Raw genomic sequence first — 18,725 nt, forward strand, 5'->3', positions numbered from 1 at the left:
TGCATTTGCAGGGAAAACCGTTGGCAATCGATCCGTTTTGCCTCTGAACGGAGAAGTGATAGTTAGGCCTTCTTGCATGTGCCTCGAGCCCAGGAACCGCAGGTGATCCAGGACGAATCGCTCAGTTTGTCGCCCGGCGGGACGACACTGAAATCCCTGTTGTCGCAAATGTTCGATCAGGCGCCGGGGTTCATGGCTCTGATACGGGAGCCTGACCATGTATTCGTGCTGACCAATGCCGCCTATCAGCGCCTCATCGGTGACCGGCAAGTTATTGGAAAATCGGCGCGCGAGGCCTTTCCCGAACTCGAAAGACACGAATTTCTCGAACGGCTCGATCGGGTGTACCGAACCGGGGAGACCTACAGCGGCAAAGGCGTGAAGGTCGGCTTCCGCAACAACAGCAATGGGCCAATTGAGGAGCGTATCCTGGATGTTGTCTATCAGCCGATCACGGCCGATGACGGCCGAATTACTGCCATCTTCATCGAAGGCACGGATGTCAGCGATCTCTCATTTGCCAATGCTGCGCTTCTGTTGCGCGAAGATCATCTGCGTTCAATCCTGGCGACCGTGCCCGATGCGATGGTCGTCATCGACGAGCAAGGCAGTATCCAATCTTTCAGCACCGCTGCCGAAATGCTGTTTGGTTACCAGTCAGGCGAGGTCATCGGACAGAACGTCAAAATGCTGATGCCGGCGCCGTACCGCGACGAGCATGATGCCTATCTGCTTCGGTACCTGACGACGGGGGAGCGCCGCATCATCGGGCTCGGCCGCACCGTCACCGGGGCCCGCAAGGATGGCACGACTTTCCCGATGGAACTTTCCGTCGGCGAGATGCATCCGGGAACCGGACGCTTCTTTACCGGCTTTTGCCGCGACCTGACCGAACGTCATCGCGCGGAAGCACGAATACAGGAACAGCAGCAGGAACTCCTGCACATGGCGCGGTTCACCGCGCTTGGCGAGATGGCATCGACGCTTGCTCATGAAATCAACCAGCCGCTGACCGCCATTACGAATTACCTGAAAGGTAGCCGGCGGCTGCTCGAGCACAGCGAGGAGAAGAATGCGCCCGTGCTGCGGGATGCCGTGGAAAAGGCAGCTGAGCAGGCCTTGCGAGCTGGAGACGTTATCCGTCATCTGAGGGATTTTGTGGCAAGGGGCGAAATCGAGCGACAGGTCGAACGACTGCCGGTGCTGATAGAGGAAGCCGCGTCCCTAGCCCTGGTTGGTGCAAGGGAGATGAATCTCCTCGTCAGCTACAAGCTCGACCCGTCCGCCGAACTGGTCTTGACCGACCGCATCCAGATTCAGCAGGTTCTGCTCAACCTGATGCGCAACGCGGTTGAGGCCATGCAGGATGCGCCGCGCCGCGAATTGAAAGTCACAACCGCTGCCCGGGAAGATGGGATGGCCGAGGTGAGCGTGATCGATACCGGCCCAGGCCTCGCGCCGGAGGTTTCGGCACAACTTTTCCAGCCATTTGTGACCACCAAGAAGCAAGGCATGGGTGTCGGCCTTTCCATTTGCCGCACCATCGTTGAATCGCATGGCGGTCACATATGGGCCGAGGCGGTGCCGGCCGGTGGGACCGCGTTCCGGTTCACCTTGCGCATCGTAGAGAAAGAAGAGGTCACAAATGGCCGACAGTGATCTGGTGCACGTGGTCGACGACGACGTCGATGTTCGCAAGTCGCTCGGTTTTCTTCTGGCCACAGCAGACTTCGCTGTGCGCCTGCACGAATCGGCTACAGCTTTTCTGTCGACGGCGACCAGCAGTCTCGACGGCTGCATCGTCACCGACGTCCGCATGCCGGGCATCGATGGCATAGAGTTTCTGCGACAGCTCAGAGCAGGCGGACATACAATTCCGGTTATCGTGATGACGGGCCATGCCGACGTTGCGCTCGCCGTTCAGGCCATGAAGGAAGGCGCTTCCGATTTCATCGAAAAGCCGTTCGACGACGAGATGCTGATCCAAGCGATCCGCTCTGCACTGGCCAACCGGAACGAGGCGAACGCGGCGCATCCACAGTCTGCTGATATCCGCGCGCGTCTGTCGAGCTTGTCGGACCGAGAGCGGCAGGTACTGGATGGACTTGTTTCCGGTCTGCCGAACAAGACGATCGCCTATGACCTTGGAATCAGCCCGCGCACAGTCGAGATCCATCGCGCCAATGTCATGAGCAAGATGGGCGCGGGCAGCCTTTCACATCTTGTGCGCATGGCGCTGATCGTGGAATCCAGACCCTAGGGAGAGCCTTCGAGAGGTTTGTCAAATCCGGCTTGAGCCTGCTCCGGTTCCCAATCGCGCCAGTGCGTCGGCCGGATGTCGACACGGGCGCCGGTGGTGGCGTTCTTCCAGCCTTCTCGACTCCTTACGCACGGAAATACGAGCGCATGCGTCCCCTCCTCGTCGACGACGGCGAGTTCGAGATCGCGACCATACGGTGCGCTTAGGATAGAGTTCCACATTGTCTTAGCTTTGACGGAAACAGCGCGGCGCACTTTGACCTGGATCATTTCTGAAATTGCGCGATGCGATTGGGGGCAAGTATGCGCGTCGCTCGTTCCGAGCGGACGAGGTCCAATCATTTGGTTGTGTAGGGGGTAAGCGCGCGCCGCTTGGCGACCGGCCATGCCAGCCCGGCCATTGTGCGAGTTGCAAAACAGCCGGCCGCTGTCTGCATGCTGGCATCCTCGCAGCTGTTTGATCGTGATCAAGGCCCAGTTTGGCGAAGCGCCTACCATGCGAAGCAGAAGGAGATTGTCATGCAGTACATCAAGGTCGACGAAGCGCTATGGGCGTCCAGCATGTTGCCTGAGGGCATCCTGGAGCGTTGGTTCATTGCCAGCGGCGACACAATCAAGGCCGGCGAGCGAATAGCCGAAATTCGCGTCGAAGACGCGCTTCACGAGGTTGTCGCGCCCGCAAGTGGCCGCGCGACGATTGTCGCCACAGCAGATGCCGTCATCGAACCCGGCTCGATCCTGGCAACGCTGGAGTTCCAATCCGCGTGAGGCAGCCGACGGCTCACCGACAATTGCGCTGATCAACAATAACTCAAGGACGTATAGACATGCAGACCCAACATGCCGTCGCTTGGCTCGACCATCGCGAAGCCAAGGTGTTTTTCTTCAACCGTGAGACAGCCGAAGCGCGTGAGGCTTGTCACCACGCTGGCGCATCATCAGACCCACAACAAGGCAGGCAGCATCGACGGCAAGCGAGCGCCCGAAGACGATGCCTTCTACCACGATGTGATCAACGCCCTGGAGCCAGCCAAGGAATGGCTGATCGTGGGACCAGGATCGGCAAAAGATGAACTGGCCAAGCACATCCGTGACCACCATGCGCACTTGAAGGATCGCATCGTCGGTGTTGAAACGGCGGATCATCCTACGGAGGCCCAGATTGTGGCACACGCGCGGTCGTTCTTCCGTGCTGCTGACCGGATGTTGCCCTAGCTCAGTCTGGAGTTGCTCTGACGGCCCGCGATCGGCTGCGCAGCGGACCGTCTGGTTCGGTTGACCGTTGCGCCCATGGCCCCGATCACGGCTGCTGCAAGCCGCTGATGTAGGCGATTATCGCCTCGATCTGGTCAGGGCTTGCAACCCATTCGGGCATGTCCGGATGGCCGGTCGAAATGCCCTCGGCGAGGGCTTCCTCGAGATCCGTGATCGGATAGCGCTTCGATAAGGTGCGAAACGCCGGCGCGTCGGGATGGGTGCTTTGATCGGTTTTTCCAATGGCGTGGCAGCGGGCGCAATTGAACTCGACCAATGCCTGGCCACGTTCCGTCAGGCTGTTGGCCTGTGCAGGCACGAATCCAAGCAGCAACGCCGCAGGTGCGCAAACCCATCGAAACCGCCGCCGGCGACGCCCGCTGCACATATGGCTGCTCATGGTTCCAGGCCTCCGCCTTTCGATCTACGCGGCTGTCTTCGCCGCTGCGTCCTCGATTGCGGTTTTGGTTTCCTCGCGCACGCGCTTGGCCGTTTCCGACGCGAGCTTGGAGGTCAGGCCCGCGACCTTGCCGGCTTCGGTTGTGTATTCCAATGTCGCATTCTGCAGGAAAGTGGAGAAGATGTCGAAGGCGTCGTTGAACTCAGCGTCGATCAGGTCACCGGCCAGCTTTACATCCTGCTCGTAGCGATGTTTCAGAAACCCCAGCGTTTCGATGTGATAGCGCATCATTGCTTTGAAAGCATGCGTCTGAAGAGACGCCGCAGCGAAGACGACCTTCTGGCCATTCTCCACCATCGGCAATAGTTGCATACCGAATTGCGACGGTTGGGGACGGATCTGCATGATCGGTACTCCATTGTGAGGGTGCAAACAAAAGTGTTCGAGCATACGACGCTAACGCTATTCGTCGCTGGGTCCTTGATCCGGATCAACAGATGCAATCGGGCGCCACCGATGTCGTTCCCACGTTTGACACGCATCAAGGTCGTTGTTCGTTCTTCGTGGCTAGCTCGCTCTGACGAAAAAAAGGGCTGCAGCGATGGCTTTCAAAACGATCATGGTTCAACTGGACGTGGACACCATCGCCGCGCCACGCATCTCCATGGCCTGGGATCTTGCGCAACGACATGATGCCGATCTGATCGGCTTCTGTGCAGCCGAGCCGCATTTTGTCATACCAACCGGCACCGATGACCAGGCCGCGACCAAGGCGTTGTGGTGTCAGGTGGAGGAGATTGAGGGCCGCCTCAATTGCTTGAGAGAGGAATTCCTGAGCACAGTCAACGGCAGCAACCGTGCCTCGTGGCGCGGAGAAATAGGAAATCCCACGCGCCAGCTTGCACTCAATGCGCGTGCCGCCGACCTGATCCTAACTGGCTCGCCGACGGTCGATCTGATCGTCGACCATCATCGACTGCTGGATGCGGCAAGCCTCATCCTCGCAGCCGGCCGCCCGATACTCGTGGCCTCGGAAACCTTTGCACCGATCAGGGCTGCAAGCATCCTGATAGCATGGAACGACACGCGGGAAGCGCGCCGCGCTGTCGTCGACGCAATGCCCCTTTTGATCGAGGCCAGCAATGTTGTGGTCGTCTCCGTGGACCGGGGAAACTCCGCGCCTCGGGACAATGTTGCCGATGTCGAGCGCTTCCTGGCACGCCACGGCGTGAAGGCGCGATCGGAAGTTTTGGATGCGCGCGGCTCCGAGCAAGCGGACCTGCTCCTGCGGATTGGGCACGAAATTGCGGCTGATCTGATTGTTCTGGGAGGGTATGGGCACAGCCGCGTTAGGGAAATGACCTTTGGCGGCGTGACGCGTTCTGTGCTGCGCAGCGGCTCGTTGCACCGCTTCATCTCAAATTGAGCAAAAAGACATCTCAGGCTCTCCGATATTGACATGAATCAAGGTCGGCCTTTCCCGCAACGGGCTACGTCTAATCCTTGCCAAGTTGAGCGTAGCCGATGACGTGCGGCGAAAGAAACCGCGAGCAAACGCGGGCGGGCGCTGAGCGATATGTCATGTAGGCAACAAGACTTGGTAAGGGCCGCCGCACTGTAATTGCGCCGCTGGATCAAATTCCAGGCGGCGAAGGTGGTGCGGCGGCCCCACCAATTGCTCACCAGGCAAAGGAAAGTCGACATGAACTATCAGCGGTTTTTCGAGGAAGCGATCGACCAGCTCCATGCCGAGCGTCGCTACCGCGTTTTCGCCGACCTCGAGCGGATCGCGGGCAAGTTCCCGCGCGCCATCTGGCGTTCCAATGGCCGTGCCGAGGAAATCACCGTCTGGTGCTCCAACGACTATCTTGGCATGGGCCAGCATCCCGACGTCATCGCCGCGTTCCAGAATACCGCTGGCAAGATGGGTTCGGGCGCCGGCGGCACCCGCAACATTTCCGGCACCTCGAACCCGTTGGTCGAGCTCGAGGTGGAGCTTGCCGACCTGCACGACAAGGAAGCGGCACTGGTCTTCACCTCCGGTTTCGTCTCCAACGAAGCCTCGATCTCGACCATCGCGAAGCTTTTGCCCAACTGCCTGATCATCTCGGACGAATTGAACCACGCCTCGATGATCGAAGGCATGCGGCGTTCCGGCGCCGAAAAGAAGATCTTCCGCCACAATGACGTGGCGCATCTGGAAAGCCTTTTGCAGGCGGCGGGGCGCGAACGCGCCAAGCTGATCGTCTTCGAAAGCGTCTATTCGATGGATGGCGACATCGCGCCGATCAAAGAGATCGTCGAACTCGCCGAGCGCTACAACGCCATGACCTATATCGACGAGGTCCATGCCGTCGGCATGTACGGGCCGCGCGGCGGCGGCATCACCGAGCGCGAAGGCCTGGCCGACCGCATCGACATCATCGAAGGCACGCTGGCCAAGGCATTCGGCACGCTGGGCGGCTACATCACCGGCACCAGCGCTGTGATCGACGCCGTGCGCTCCTATGCGCCGGGCTTCATCTTCACCACGGCACTGCCGCCGGCGATCGCTGCCGCCGCGACCGCGTCGATCCGCCATCTCAAGCGCTCGCAGGCCGAGCGTGACGCCCAGCAGCAGCAGGCGAGCCGAACCAAGCACATCCTGTCGGCCGCCGGCCTGCCGGTGATGGATTCGCCGACGCACATCGTGCCGCTGCTGGTCGGCGATCCCGAGGCCTGCAAGATGGCCAGCGACCGCCTGCTCGGCGTGCACGGCATCTACATCCAGCCGATCAACTACCCGACCGTGCCGCGCGGGACCGAGCGGCTGCGCATCACGCCGACGCCGTTCCATTCCGATGCGCTGATCGCCGAATTGCAGGATGCGCTGGTCGAGACCTGGGATGCGCTCGGCATCCCCTATGGTTCGGCAGGTCGGCCTTCGGTGGCCAAGAGCGACCGCATCATTCCCCTGCTGGCGCAGAAATCCGGCGGCTGAAAGCCGCTGACTGCTCAAACGGCCTTCAGCCCCTTTGCCAGCCGTGTGTGGCTTCCTCGACCTGATCGAGGCGACGGCGGAAGCGCAATCGGGGCAAACCGCCTGTGAGCAATTTGATCCGGCTCAATGCTCGAAGCTTTTCGACGTCCTAACAATGGAGCTCAAATCTTCGAGGAGCATCGCCATGGGTCATAGTTCCCACACGTCCTTTGCCGACTTCACGCACGCTGCCCAGCAGGCGCAGCAATGGGTTAAAGAGATCGCCAAGGATCTCTGCTGGAGCGAGCCGAGCGCGTGCCGCCTCCTCAGGTCTGTTCTGCACACTGTCCGGGATTGGCTGTCGCCAGCGGAAATGGCCGATCTCTCGGCCCAACTCCCAGTTTTGATTCGCGGCATTTACTTCGAAGCCTGGACTCCATCTGCGCCTGCGCATGAGCGCACGAAGCGCGACTTTATGCTCAGCGTCAGAAACAGTTTCGGCTACGATGAGGAGATCGATTTCGATGTCGCGATCAGCGCCGTGTTCAAGCTTCTCGACCGTCACATTTCGCATGGCGAGATCGTGCAGGTCCGAAACTCGATGAAGAAGTCGCTCAGAAAATTGTGGCCGGTGGATTGACCCATGTTCCGAGACCGGGAAGACGCTGGCGCGAAGCTTGGCCTGGAGCTGAGCAACCTTAAACTGCATCAGCCTGTTGTGCTGGCATTGCCGCGTGGCGGCGTGCCTGTCGCAGTGGAGGTGGCCAGAGCTCTCAACGCTCCTCTTGACCTGCTGATCGTCCGCAAGGTCGGCGCCCCAGGCAATCCTGAGCTGGCTGTTGCAGCAATCGTCGATGGTGACCCCGGGGACGTCGTGTTGAACCGGGAGATCGTCGAGGCCTATGCGCTCGATGAAGGCGAGCTACGCGTCTTGATTGCAAATGAGCGTCCAGAACTCGAACGCCGGCGCGCTGCCTATCGAGGGAAGACCAAACCGATCTCGATCGCGGGAAAGACCGCGATCATCGTGGATGACGGGGCCGCGACCGGTACGACCCTGAAAATCGCGATCCGCGCCATAAAGCGCCGTTCGCCGAGGGAAATCATCGTGGCAGTTCCTGTTTCGCCGCAAGAGACGGTCGCAGAATTGGCATGCGAAGCAGATCGTGTGGTTTGCCTAAGTCAACCAGGACAGTTCCGTGCCCTGAGCTACCATTACATGCGGTTTCCTCAGCTCTCGGACAGTGATGTCGTCGCTGTCATAGGCGAGGCTGGCCGGTCGCAAACGGATAGGCAACACCTAAGTGGGCAACACGCAGCCGGTTCGAAAGTCGCCACGAAAACAATGCCACGGAATAACCGAGAGAAATAGGAGATCATGTCATGCTGATCCGTGAGCTATCTGCCCTGGAATGCACAAGAATCCTGACGGCCAATCGCGTGGGCCGCCTGGCATGCGCAAAGGATGGGCAGCCCTACGTCGTGCCCTTCTATTACGCCCATTCAGATGCCCATCTTTACGGGTTTTCGATGCCGGGAAAAAAGATCGAATGGATGCGGACCAATCCGCTGGCGTCCGTCCAGGTCGACGAACATGGCCAGGGGCGAGGATGGAGAAGCGTCGTCGTCGACGGCCGCTACGAAGAGCTGCCTGATCGGATCGGCCACAAGCTCCAGCGGGATCATGCCTGGTCGGTGTTGAGCAAGCATGCCGACTGGTGGGAACCGGGTGCACTCAAGCCGGTCGTTCCTCCAACGGCCGACAGTGCGCCGCATGTTTTCTTCCGGATCCTGATTGAACAGGTGTCCGGACGGGAAGCGAGCGAGTAAGTCGCTCGACGATTTGGTTGTGGGAAATGGAATGGGGCCGGCGCATCCAGCGCCGGCCCATTTTCTGTGACGTGGATTTGTTATCGCGCCATCAGGACCGGCAGCGATTGATCGTCAAGCATTGACTTCGTGACGCCACCGAAAATCCGCTCGCGCAACCGGGAATGACCATAGGCGCCCATGACCAGCAGCTCGGCCGCCATATCGCCGGCACGCTGGCGAAGCACGTCGGCGACCGAATGGTTCGCGCTCGGCAGCCGCTCGACCGTAACCTTCAGGCCGTGCCGGGCAAGATAGGCGGCGGCATCGGCTCCGGGTTCCGCGCCGTGATGGAACTCGTCCTCGATCGGGTCAACCATAACCAGGTGCACCTCTTCAGCGCCCTTCAGCATATCGAGCGACTCGCGGACGGCGCGTGATGACTCAAGACGGGCGTCCCATGCAACGAGGATGCGTCTCGGCTTCAGCGTCGGGCGCGAGCCTTCGGGAACAAGCAGAATGGGCTTTCCCGATGAGAACAGCGTGCCCTCGATCACTTTATCCTTCAGCGCATAGCTTGCCAGCAGATCCGGTCCCAGAATGGTCAGATCGGCGTAGCGGGCACGCCTGCCGATGACATCGTCAGCCCATCCCGTGTCGGGATAATCGTCGCTCAGATCAGCCGATACCGGGGTCTGTGAAAGAAAGGCGCCGACTGCCGATATTCGTTTCTCGAGCCTTTTCAGCTCGGCCTGACGCTCCTCGAGCCAGGCTGGTGAGACGATAGCAGCATACTCACCACCCGACGGCGGTGCGGCAAGCTCAAGGACGAGCACCGAAAGGTGGGCAGCGATCTGTTCGCACAGTGAGGCGGCGAGCTTGAGATCGCCATCCCCCTGGTTCGGTCCGGTAACCGTAAGCAATGTCTTGAAGGACACGGCGGCAGCTCCTCATTTCGCGTGAAGGTTCAATCGTTGCTGAGGCATAGCCGACAGGAGCCGGTGCGTTCATTGCGCTGGATCAAACGTCTTGGCTGTGGCGGCTATTTGATCCGCATCAACGTGCTGGCCTGCCAAGGCTGTAGGCTTCAGCCAACTAATCAGGGAAAACGCAGATGAGATTCCTGGTCGCGGCGGCTCTCGCTGGCATGACCTACCATACGGCCAGTGCGCAGGAGCTCGGCGACGGCAAGTCCGAATACATGAACTCGTGCGCCGTCTGCCATGGCCCGGACGGCAAGGGCGATGGACCGTTGGGCGACGAACTGTTGAAGCGTCCGAGCGACCTGACACGCATCTCCAGGCGCAATGGCGGCGAATTCCCGTACTGGCGCGTCTATGCCGTGATCGACGGCCGCGCCATGGTGCCGGCGCATAGCGAGCGCGACATGCCGGTATGGGGCAGCCAATTCCTGCCTGGGGACGTGAAGAAATATGGCCCGAACGCCGGCGAAATCGTCACCAGGGAACGCATCCATGAATTGGCAGGTTATGTCCAGACATTGCAGCAATGAGCGCAGATCGCGGAAACGATTTCGCAGGACACACCGGGAAGGCCGGCTATGATCGTCGACGACCAGCAAGGCGCAGCCGCGTTTCTGCTGGATTCTGCTTCCTATGGCGCGAACGGACCGGTCGAGGCGATCGAGACCCACATTTCATGCATCTTCCTCGTTGGCCAGCGTGCCTACAAGATGAAGCGGGCGGTCAAGCTGCCCTATGTCGATTTCTCGACGCCAGACCTCAGGCTGGCCGCTTGCGAGAAAGAGGTGGAACTCAACTCGAAGACCGCACCCGACCTCTATCTGAGGGTGCGTCGCATCACGCGGGAAGCCGACGGCAAAATGGTTTTTGACGGCGCTGGGCAAACAGTCGACGCGGCGATCGAGATGGTCCGCTTCGATCAGTCCAAGCTTCTCGATCGTATGGCGACCGCGGGAGAATTGACGCCGGCACTGATGACCGCAGTTGCGCGCATGATTGCCGGATACCACCGGGCCGCGCCGACGATCCACGACGGCAGCGGCTCATTCAATCTGGCGGGCGTGCTTGATATCAACGAGGCTGGCTTTGCCACCAGTCATGTCTTCAAGAAAGCAGAGATCGAGACCTTTGCCGAGGCCTTCTGCACGGAACTCGCCCGCCATTGCGAATTGCTCGACCGCCGCGAAGCCGCGGGCAAGGTCCGCCGATGCCATGGCGATCTGCATCTGCGCAACATCTGCCTTTTCGACGGCGAGCCCCGCCTCTTCGATTGCATCGAATTCAACGACCAGATCGCCAGCATCGACATTCTGTACGACCTTGCCTTCCTGCTGATGGACCTTTGGCATTGCGGTTTTCCGAAGCTCGCCAATCTTGTGATGAACCGCTATCTCGACGAAGCCGACGACGAGGATGGGTTCGTCCTGCTGCCCTTCTTCATGGCGGTGCGGGCCGCAGTGCGCGCCCATGTCACCGCAACACAGGTCGAGGAAGGCAGCGCCGATTCCGATCGACTGGCTGCCGAGGCCAGATCCTATTTCGACCTTGCCCATACACTTCTCCAGGAAACATCGCCGCAGCTCGTTGCCATCGGCGGCCTGAGCGGCTCGGGCAAGACGACCGCTGCGGAGGCGCTGGCCGCCCATGTCGGTGCGCCGCCCGGGGCCCGCATTGTCGAAAGCGACCGTATCCGCAAGGCCATGCACGGTGTGCCGGCCGAAACGCGGCTGCCGGACAAAGCTTATCGGCCGGAGGTATCGGACCGTGTCTATCGCGACATGGCATGGCGGGCCGGCCTGATCCTTGCGGAGGGCGGTTCGGTTGTCGCTGACTCTGTGTTTGACAGGCCTACCGATCGCGACCGTATCGAGAAGGCGGCAAGCGTCAGGGGTGTGGCTTTCGCCGGGTTCTGGTTGGAAGCGGACCCGCTTGTTCTGTGGCAACGGGTCAGTGATCGCAAGGGCGGCCCTTCCGACGCCACCATAGATATCCTTTCACGGCAATTGCAGCGAAACGCCGCCCAAACGAGCTGGCGCAGGATCAATGCCGATCGGAAGCTTGCCGACTTAGTCACAGAGCTGAGAAGGTTTTCCGACAGCGATGCGTCTGACACCCTGCGCACGGCCTCCTGAAAGGTACGGCAGATGATCGCCCTTAGTGCAGTTGGAGCCTAGCCTCGACAAGGCCGGGTTCGTCCGGAAGATGGGCGATCGAGAAGCCGAATTCGCGGCACATGGCCAGCATCCTCGTGTTCTCGCCGAGCATTGTCCCTTCGATCCGTCCGATCCCATCGGCCTTCGCATAGGCGACGATCTGCCTGAGCAATTCCCAGCCCAGACCGTGACCCTGCAAATCCGAACGCACCAGCAGAGCGTACTCGGCGCTAAGGTGATCGGGATCGCAGGAAAGTCGGCTGATGCCCGCCAAAGCGCCGGTGGCTGTCTCCAGAGCGACGAAAGCCATGTTGCGGTCATAGTCGAGCTGGGTGAACCGCTTCAGTATCTGGTCGGAGAAACTCTTTCGCGGCGACAGGAATCGCAAGCGCAGATCGTCCGGTGAAATCCTGGCAAGGAATTCGGGATAGAGCGCGATGTCGGCCGGCTTTATCGGGCGGATGTTGTAGTGGGTGTCACTCGCTGAAAACGCCTTGTCCCAACCCGACGGATAGGGCCTGATGGCAAGTGCCGGGTTAGGCCCGGCCTCTTCCACGCGTTCCGGCTCGATCTCGATGCGGGCGTCGAGCGCAATCACACCCTCGTCATCGGCCAGCAGCGGGTTGATGTCCACCGCAACGAGGCACGGAAAGTCGACAATCATCTGCGACAGGCCGTTGAGGGCGGCAATGATCGCTTGCCGGTTCGTCGGCTTGCGATCGCGGAACCCGGCGAGCAGGCGACCGATCCGCGTTTGCCCGATTAGGTCGCTGGCAAGAACGTCGTCGAGCGGCGGCAATGCGATCGCTGTATCGTCCATAACTTCGACCGCGACGCCACCGGCTCCAAACAGGATGGCCGGCCCGAAGATCGGATCCCGGCTCATGCCGAGGATGAGTTCCTGCGCCTGTTTTCGCGTCACCATCGGCTGAACGGCATAGCCTTCAATATCGGCTTGCGGTGCGTGTTTGCGCACACCCGCCTCGATTGCGCGTGCTGCCGCTCCGACGGCTGCGGCATCGGCAATGTTGAGCACCACCCCATCAATGTCCGATTTGTGCGAGATCGCCTTGGACAGCAACTTGACGACGATCCGTTCGGACGTTTTGAGGAGGCGCACGGCTGCCACTTCCGCTTCGGCAGGAGTTTTGGCGACGACCGTCTCGGGCACCGGGATGCCGTAGGCGGAAATTGCTGCCTTGGCTTCGGGCTCGGTCAGCATTCGCCGCCCCTCCCTCGCGACCTGCCTGAATATGGCGAGAACGGCTTCTCGATCGCTCGTTATGTCCTCGCTGCAGCTCGACGGTGTGCGCATTAATGCCCGCTGGGCACGCGACCATTCGCTGAGGTAGGAGACGGCCGTGGCCGCGTCAGCCGGCGTTTCAAAACTGGCAATGCCGGCATCCTGAAGGATTTGTCGCCCAGAGCGCGCGGTATGCTCCCCCAGCCAGCAGGTCAGAACCGGTTTGCCGGCGACCATCCCTTCCCTTGCGAGTTCCGCAACCACGCTTGCCGCGGCAAGCGGCGAACCCAGCCCCGTTGGACAATTCATCACCAGGACGACGTCCGTTCCGGGGTCGGCCACCACGGCTTCGACGGCGGCCTTGTAGCGCTCCGGCGGGGCATCGCCGATGATGTCGACCGGATTGGCGTGCGACCATGTTGGAGGCAATACAGCATTCAGGCGTTCGATGGTGGCGGGTGATAGCGCGGCCAGTTCCCCTTGGCAGTCTATGAGTTGATCGATGGCCAATACCCCTGCCCCGCCGCCATTGGTGACGATGCCGACGCGGGCTCGTTTGAGCGGAGGGAAGCGGGCGATCGTTTCAGCGGCATCAAACAGCTCGGTCAGGCCTTTGACACGCAGGATGCCCGCGCGCAGCAATGCCGCGTCGACGACACGATCAGCCCCCGATAGCGCTCCGGTGTGGGTCGCAGCCGCCTTGGCCGATTGCTCGTGCCGGCCCGATTTAATTGCGATCACCGGCTTGATCCGCGCCGCCGCACGGGCGGCCGAAATGAACTTGCGCGGATTGGGAATTGTCTCGAGATACATCACGATGGCGCGCGTGTGCATGTCGCCCGCCAGCATGTCGAGGCAATCTCCCACGTCGACGTCCGCCATGTCACCCAGGGAGACGATCTGCGAGAAGCCGACATTGTTGTCAGCCGCCCAGTCGATCAGCGTCGTGGCAATGGCGCCGGATTGCGACAGCAGCGCGATGTTGCCGGGCTTGGCGGCCATATGCGCAAATCCGGCATTGAGCTTCAGTGGCGGGATCATCAGCCCGACCGTGTTCGGTCCGATGATGCGGAAAAGATTGGGCTTGGCGGCGTCGAGCATGGCCTGACGCAGGCCGTTCTCGCGCGTAAGTCCGGCGGTGATCACGACTGCCGCTCGCGTGCCCTTGTCGCCGAGCTCGCGCACGATGCCGGGAACCGTCTCCGGCGGCGTCACGATGACACCGAGGTCGGGAATGCCTGGCAGGTCGGCCGCCTTCGCGTAGCAACGTCGACCAGCCACCTGCGAATGTTTCGGGTTGACCGGCCAGATCTCGCCTTCGAAGCCGCCATTGACGATGTTGTCGAAGACGACACGGCCGACCGACCCGTCGCGCACCGATGCCCCGAACACGGCAACCGACTTCGGAGCGAACGCATGATCGAGATTTCGGATTGTCACCCCCAATGTCTCCTATTCCTTGCAATCATCGCCAATCGATCTTGCCCGTTCGTTGCGTTGGATCAAAGCGTTCTCTGGTCATCGCGATTAGCTCTTGCGCGAGGTCGCTCACAAAGTGGCGACGAGCTGTTGCGACCAATGACTGGAGAGTTGGATGGGCTACTATTTCAGCAAGATCATCGCCATGCCGTTCACAGCGGCAATCGACCTCGTGACCGACAAGCTCGCAAGCAAGGGGTTTGGTGTTCTGACCTCGATTGATGTCCAGCAGACCATGCAGGCCAAGCTTGGCGCAGATTTCAGGCCATATGTGATCCTGGGCGCGTGCAATCCGCATTTCGCATGGCGGGCGCTTCAAGCCGAAGACAAGATCGGAACCATGCTGCCTTGCAACGTCATCGTCACCGAGGTCGGACCGGGAAAGGTGGAGGTCGCAGCGGTGGATCCGGTCGCTTCAATGGGCGCTATCGGCAATCGCGAGCTTGCGCAGGTCGCGAACGATGTGCGTCGCCTGCTCGAGGAGATGGTCCGCGAACTCTAGCGCCAAAGGGGGCCACCAACTTGAGGGACATCGGATGAACGAGTCTGCACTACGACGCGCATTGCTGGTCATCGCCATCCTGGGTCTCGCCGTTGGAATCGGAGCCTGGCGAACGGGGCTCGGGCCCATTGAAGCCGACACGATCTGGACGGTGGCGACCTTGCCCGTGGTGGCGGCTCTCGCCATCTCCATTCTGCGTGATTTCTGGATTGGCCGCTTCGGTGTCGATGCGATTGCCTTGGTGTCGATGTCCGCCGCGCTGCTGCTCGGTCAACCCCTGGCGGCAATAGTGGTCGCGATCATGTATGCCGGCGGCACGGTGCTTGAGGATTTCGCCCGCGGCCGCGCGGAACGCAGCCTCAAGGCGTTGACAGATCGATCGCCGCGTGTCGCCCATCGGACGTCAACACTGGGGACAGAGACCATCTCCGTGGAAGACGTTGCCGTGGGCGACGAGCTTCTGGTTCGGGCCGGCGAACTGCTTCCCGTCGACGGCATCCTGCTCGATGCTTCGGCCTCGCTCGACGAGTCAGCGGTGACCGGTGAGCCGCTGCCGGAACGGCGGACAGCGGGCGATATGCTGCGCAGCGGCACCATCAATGCGGGCGAGACCTTCAGCATGCAGGCTTCTGCCTTGGCAGAACAGAGCACCTATGCCGCGATCGTACGCATGGTGGCTGCAGCGCAGACGGCGAAATCGCCGTTCATCCGCATGGCCGACCGCTTCGCCCTGTTCCTGCTGCCAGTCACATTGCTGGTTTCCGGTGCCGCCTGGTACATCTCCGGCGATCCAATCCGGGCGCTGGCCGTGCTGGTGGTCGCGACACCTTGCCCGCTCATCCTTGCGGCACCGGTTGCCTTCATCGGCGGCGTGTCCCGCGCCGCGCGTGCAGGCATCTTGATGAAAGGCAGCGCGGCTCTGGAGGCTCTTGCGCAGGTCCGAACCGCGATCTTCGACAAGACGGGGACCTTGACCATCGGCGGCGCCGAACTCATTGAAATCGAGACAGCACCCGGCCGTGACGCGAACCAATCGCTGCAGCTGTTGGCATCCCTGGAACAGGCCTCGCACCATGTGCTAGCCGACTCCATCATCCGGGCGGCGCGCGGCAGACAGCTGATGCTTTCGCATCCGCATGATGTTCACGAGCACCGCGGTGCGGGCCTGAAGGGCCGGGTCGACAACATGTCGATCGCTGCGGGATCACGGGCTCTCGTGCTTACTGACAAGCCGCTGCCCCGCTGGGCGAAAAGCGGCGAGGAAAAATATCGGGACGAGCCGGTGCTCAGGGTCTTTGTAGCACTCGGCGGACGGCTTGCCGGTGTTTTCACGTTCGGAGACGCCCTGCGCGTTGATGCGCATGACGCACTCGGCAAGCTACGCTCGGCCGGCATTGCGCGCATGATCATGCTCACAGGTGACGACGGCGCGGCAGCCACGCGCATTTCCGCCTTGCTCGACCTCGACGCCGTTGTCGCCGATGCGATCCCTGCCGAAAAAGTCGCGACGGTCGAAGCCGAGAAAGCCCTGGCGCCGACGATGATGATCGGCGACGGCATCAACGATGCCCCCGCCTTGGCGGCCGCAACGGTCGGTGTGGCCATGGGCGCACGTGGTGCGACCGCCTCCTCCGAGGCAGCTGATGTCATCGTGCTGACCGACAGGCTGCAGCCCGTCGCCGATGCAGTTCGGATTGCACGGCGAACGCGATCGATCGCCTTGCAAAGCATCATCGCCGGGCTGGCGTTGTCGGGGCTGGCAATGATCGCGGCGGCCATGGGACAGATTACCCCGGTTGCCGGAGCGTTGCTTCAGGAAGGGATTGACGTGGCGGTCATCCTGAACGCGTTGCGCACTCTTGGCGATGGCCATCTATGGCGCGCATAGTGGTCGAGAGCAAAATCGGTAAATGACCATGGCACAGCAGAATCTGGTGGTTTGCAGCAAATGCGGTGGCGTCAACCGCCTGCCGCCGGGTCGCAATGCTATGGAAGCGAAATGTGGAAAGTGCGGGAACAGGCTGTTTTCCGGGCATCCCGAAGATGTCGATGCCGCGATCTTCGATAATCAGATCGAGCGCAGCAGCCTTCCAGTTGTCGTCGATATCTGGGCACCCTGGTGCGGCCCCTGCAAGATGATGGCACCGGCATATGAGGCAGCAGCAAGTGAACTGGAGCCGCATGTCCGTCTGATCAAAGTCAATTCCGACAATGAGGAAGCTGTTGCGGCCAAGCTCGGCATTCGCAGCATCCCGACCATGGTCCTCTTTCATGGCGGGCGCGAAATCGCGCGCACGTCCGGCGCAATGACGGCGGGCCAGATCGTCAGGTGGGTTCGCGACCGCCTGCCGACGGTCGCCGCCTGAAGTCGCCCCGCCAATGGATCCACTCATCGCCCGGCTCGGACTGGCCCTCGCAATAGGTCTCCTCGTCGGCTTGGAGCGTGGCTGGCAGGAGCGGGATGCACCCGATCGCAGTCGCACAGCCGGCATCCGGACATATGGTATATCCGGCCTGCTTGGCGGCGTGCTCGCCGCACTCGCCAGTGCACTCAGCGCGGTACCCATGCTGGTCGGCGGCTTCATCGCCTTTGCGGCAATCTTCGCCTGGTACAAGGCGCGCGAGGCTGTCCATGACGAGGATTTCAGCGTCACGAGCGTGATCGCTGGTCTTTGCGTCTTCGCGCTTGGGTCGCTTTCGGTCGCCGGCGATTATCGGGCTGCAGCTGCCGGTGGGGCGGCACTGGCGGCAATCCTGGCTAGCCGCGAGGTCCTTCACGGTCTTTTGAAGCGACTGACCTGGATCGAACTCCGGTCGGCACTGATCCTTGCGGTGATGACAGCGATCGTCTTGCCCCTGCTGCCAAACCGGACGTTGGACCCGTGGGGCGGTTTCAATCCGTGGGAGGTCTGGTTTCTGACAGTGCTGATGGCCTCCATATCGTTCGCCGGCTATGTGGCTGTTCGCATTCTTGGCAATACGCGTGGTCTGCTGGTCAGTTCGCTCACCGGTGCGATCGTTTCCTCCACCGCCGTGACCTTGGCGCTTGCCCGCAACGTCGCCTCGGCGAGCAGTCCGCTGCCGCTCGCCGGGGCGGCATCGCTGGCTGCAATGGTTTCGGTTCTCCGCGTCTGCGCCGTGGTTCTGATCGTAGAGCCAAGCGTGCTCGCGTCGGTCGCCATTCCGGCGTTTGCCGCGGCGCTTGCCTTCGCTGTCTGCGGCGCGTTGCTGCTCACTCGCGACAGCGGGAACGGTGAAGGCAGCGCGATCGCGCGCAATCCATTCGAACTGGGCCCGCTGCTGCTCTTCGCCTTGCTCTTTGCGATCGTCGCGACCGCAAGCGCCGGGCTGGCCGCTCAATTCGGTGGGCGCGGTCTGCTGGCGAGTTCGGCGCTGGCCGGCGCATTCGATGTCGATGTCTCGGTGCTTGGCGCGCTGCGCCTGGTTAAGCATTCCGTGTCCGTCGAGACCGTGGGCCAAGCCGTGCTCGCGGCGCTGGCAGCAAATGCGATCGGCCGCCTGTCGCTTGCAGTATTTGCCGGTCCGGTCAGATTTTGGTTACCGCTGGCCGCAGCAACTTTGATTGCCGCGACTATGGGTATCTGCGCCCTGCTTTTGCTCGGTCCTGGATAGAAGTGTTGTTCTCGAGCCTTCTTTGATGCGGATCAAGGGACAGGTCTGGCC

General features: G+C 61.3%; 20 protein-coding genes and 1 pseudogene. 16 read left to right on the forward strand and 5 right to left on the reverse strand.

The annotated features are described in order from the left end of the window. Positions 1-102: 102 nt before the first annotated feature. Both LB519_RS08485 and fixJ read left to right on the forward strand, forming a co-directional pair. Positions 103-1,659 carry a PAS domain-containing sensor histidine kinase gene (locus LB519_RS08485; protein ID WP_127371639.1) on the forward strand — a complete coding sequence of 519 codons (1,557 nt, stop codon included), beginning with the start codon at positions 103-105 and terminating at the stop codon, positions 1,657-1,659. Next, positions 1,646-2,260: a response regulator FixJ gene (gene fixJ, locus LB519_RS08490; RefSeq protein WP_127366577.1), complete on the forward strand. Its 615-nt coding sequence runs from the start codon at positions 1,646-1,648 to the stop codon at positions 2,258-2,260. The genes LB519_RS08485 and fixJ overlap by 14 nt, the downstream gene beginning before the upstream one ends. On the opposite strand, the gene LB519_RS08495 is transcribed toward fixJ, so the two are convergent. Beyond that, positions 2,257-2,529, reverse strand: coding sequence for a hypothetical protein (locus tag LB519_RS08495; protein ID WP_318011919.1), 273 nt, complete (start codon positions 2,527-2,529; stop codon positions 2,257-2,259). The two genes, fixJ and LB519_RS08495, sit on opposite strands and share 4 nt — an antisense overlap. Before the next feature lie 102 nt (positions 2,530-2,631). Here LB519_RS08495 and LB519_RS08500 point away from each other — a divergent pair, with 102 nt between their 5' ends. Together LB519_RS08500 and LB519_RS08505 are read left to right on the forward strand one after the other, a co-directional pair. Beyond that, positions 2,632-3,027, forward strand: a complete 396-nt coding sequence (locus tag LB519_RS08500) for a lipoyl domain-containing protein (RefSeq protein WP_224619462.1) — start codon at positions 2,632-2,634, stop codon at positions 3,025-3,027. A 72-nt stretch (positions 3,028-3,099) separates the two neighbouring features. Further along, complete coding sequence (locus LB519_RS08505; protein WP_127366578.1) at positions 3,100-3,474, forward strand: translational machinery protein; 375 nt, start codon at positions 3,100-3,102, stop codon at positions 3,472-3,474. An 85-nt stretch (positions 3,475-3,559) separates the two neighbouring features. On the opposite strand, the gene LB519_RS08510 is transcribed toward LB519_RS08505, so the two are convergent. Continuing rightward, positions 3,560-3,832 (reverse strand): c-type cytochrome, encoded by a 273-nt coding sequence (locus tag LB519_RS08510; protein WP_318011920.1) that lies wholly within the window; start codon positions 3,830-3,832, stop codon positions 3,560-3,562. Between LB519_RS08510 and LB519_RS31415 the strand changes: the two are divergent. Continuing rightward, positions 3,756-4,022 (forward strand): annotated as a pseudogene (locus LB519_RS31415) (hypothetical protein); the annotation flags it as partial. The gene LB519_RS08510 and the pseudogene LB519_RS31415 sit on opposite strands and share 77 nt — an antisense overlap. On the opposite strand, the gene LB519_RS31220 reads toward LB519_RS31415, so the two are convergent. After that, the gene (locus tag LB519_RS31220; RefSeq protein ID WP_127366580.1) at positions 3,938-4,318 is read right to left on the reverse strand and encodes a phasin family protein; all 381 of its coding nucleotides are present in this window, start codon (positions 4,316-4,318) and stop codon (positions 3,938-3,940) included. The pseudogene LB519_RS31415 and the gene LB519_RS31220 overlap by 85 nt on opposite strands. A 196-nt stretch (positions 4,319-4,514) precedes the next feature. Here LB519_RS31220 and LB519_RS08525 point away from each other — a divergent pair, with 196 nt between their 5' ends. The 5 genes from LB519_RS08525 (at position 4,515) to LB519_RS08545 (ending at position 8,702) form a co-directional block, all read left to right on the forward strand. Then, positions 4,515-5,339, forward strand: coding sequence for a universal stress protein (locus LB519_RS08525; protein WP_127366581.1), 825 nt, complete (start codon positions 4,515-4,517; stop codon positions 5,337-5,339). 276 nt (positions 5,340-5,615) lie between these two features. Continuing rightward, positions 5,616-6,893, forward strand: coding sequence for a 5-aminolevulinate synthase (gene hemA / locus LB519_RS08530; protein ID WP_140670439.1), 1,278 nt, complete (start codon positions 5,616-5,618; stop codon positions 6,891-6,893). A gap of 184 nt (positions 6,894-7,077) precedes the next feature. Further along, positions 7,078-7,512 (forward strand): DUF2267 domain-containing protein, encoded by a 435-nt coding sequence (locus LB519_RS08535; RefSeq protein ID WP_127367672.1) that lies wholly within the window; start codon positions 7,078-7,080, stop codon positions 7,510-7,512. A gap of 3 nt (positions 7,513-7,515) precedes the next feature. Further along, positions 7,516-8,244, forward strand: a complete 729-nt coding sequence (locus tag LB519_RS08540; RefSeq protein ID WP_127367673.1) for a phosphoribosyltransferase — start codon at positions 7,516-7,518, stop codon at positions 8,242-8,244. 11 nt (positions 8,245-8,255) lie between these two features. Next, on the forward strand, positions 8,256-8,702 hold the full coding sequence (locus LB519_RS08545) for a pyridoxamine 5'-phosphate oxidase family protein (RefSeq protein WP_127371514.1): 447 nt from the start codon (positions 8,256-8,258) through the stop codon (positions 8,700-8,702). A gap of 80 nt (positions 8,703-8,782) precedes the next feature. On the opposite strand, the gene LB519_RS08550 is transcribed toward LB519_RS08545, so the two are convergent. Continuing rightward, on the reverse strand, positions 8,783-9,619 hold the full coding sequence (locus LB519_RS08550) for a universal stress protein (protein WP_127367640.1): 837 nt from the start codon (positions 9,617-9,619) through the stop codon (positions 8,783-8,785). A 176-nt stretch (positions 9,620-9,795) separates the two neighbouring features. Between LB519_RS08550 and LB519_RS08555 the strand changes: the two genes are divergently transcribed. Continuing rightward, a complete protein-coding gene (locus tag LB519_RS08555; RefSeq protein ID WP_127367639.1) occupies positions 9,796-10,194 on the forward strand; it encodes a c-type cytochrome in 399 nt (132 codons plus the stop codon). A gap of 48 nt (positions 10,195-10,242) precedes the next feature. Continuing rightward, a complete protein-coding gene (locus tag LB519_RS08560; RefSeq protein WP_140670435.1) occupies positions 10,243-11,796 on the forward strand; it encodes an AAA family ATPase in 1,554 nt (517 codons plus the stop codon). A 22-nt stretch (positions 11,797-11,818) separates the two neighbouring features. On the opposite strand, the gene LB519_RS08565 is transcribed toward LB519_RS08560, so the two are convergent. Then, positions 11,819-14,500 (reverse strand): bifunctional acetate--CoA ligase family protein/GNAT family N-acetyltransferase, encoded by a 2,682-nt coding sequence (locus LB519_RS08565; protein WP_140670434.1) that lies wholly within the window; start codon positions 14,498-14,500, stop codon positions 11,819-11,821. Between the two features lie 154 nt (positions 14,501-14,654). On the opposite strand from LB519_RS08565, the gene LB519_RS08570 reads away from it, so the two are divergent. From LB519_RS08570 to LB519_RS08585, 4 genes are read left to right on the forward strand one after another with little or no spacing between them, the layout of a single operon-like run. Beyond that, positions 14,655-15,041: a DUF302 domain-containing protein gene (locus LB519_RS08570; protein ID WP_127367246.1), complete on the forward strand. Its 387-nt coding sequence runs from the start codon at positions 14,655-14,657 to the stop codon at positions 15,039-15,041. Positions 15,042-15,075: 34 nt separating this feature from the next. Beyond that, the gene (locus LB519_RS08575; RefSeq protein WP_127367247.1) at positions 15,076-16,929 is read left to right on the forward strand and encodes a heavy metal translocating P-type ATPase; all 1,854 of its coding nucleotides are present in this window, start codon (positions 15,076-15,078) and stop codon (positions 16,927-16,929) included. Between the two features lie 28 nt (positions 16,930-16,957). Then, positions 16,958-17,407: a thioredoxin TrxC gene (gene trxC / locus LB519_RS08580; protein ID WP_127371932.1), complete on the forward strand. Its 450-nt coding sequence runs from the start codon at positions 16,958-16,960 to the stop codon at positions 17,405-17,407. A 13-nt stretch (positions 17,408-17,420) separates the two neighbouring features. After that, positions 17,421-18,674 (forward strand): MgtC/SapB family protein, encoded by a 1,254-nt coding sequence (locus LB519_RS08585; protein ID WP_127367216.1) that lies wholly within the window; start codon positions 17,421-17,423, stop codon positions 18,672-18,674. Positions 18,675-18,725: the final 51 nt, after the last annotated feature.

The organism is Mesorhizobium sp. AD1-1 (assembly GCF_020164655.1).
GTDB lineage: Bacteria > Pseudomonadota > Alphaproteobacteria > Rhizobiales > Rhizobiaceae > Mesorhizobium > Mesorhizobium ciceri.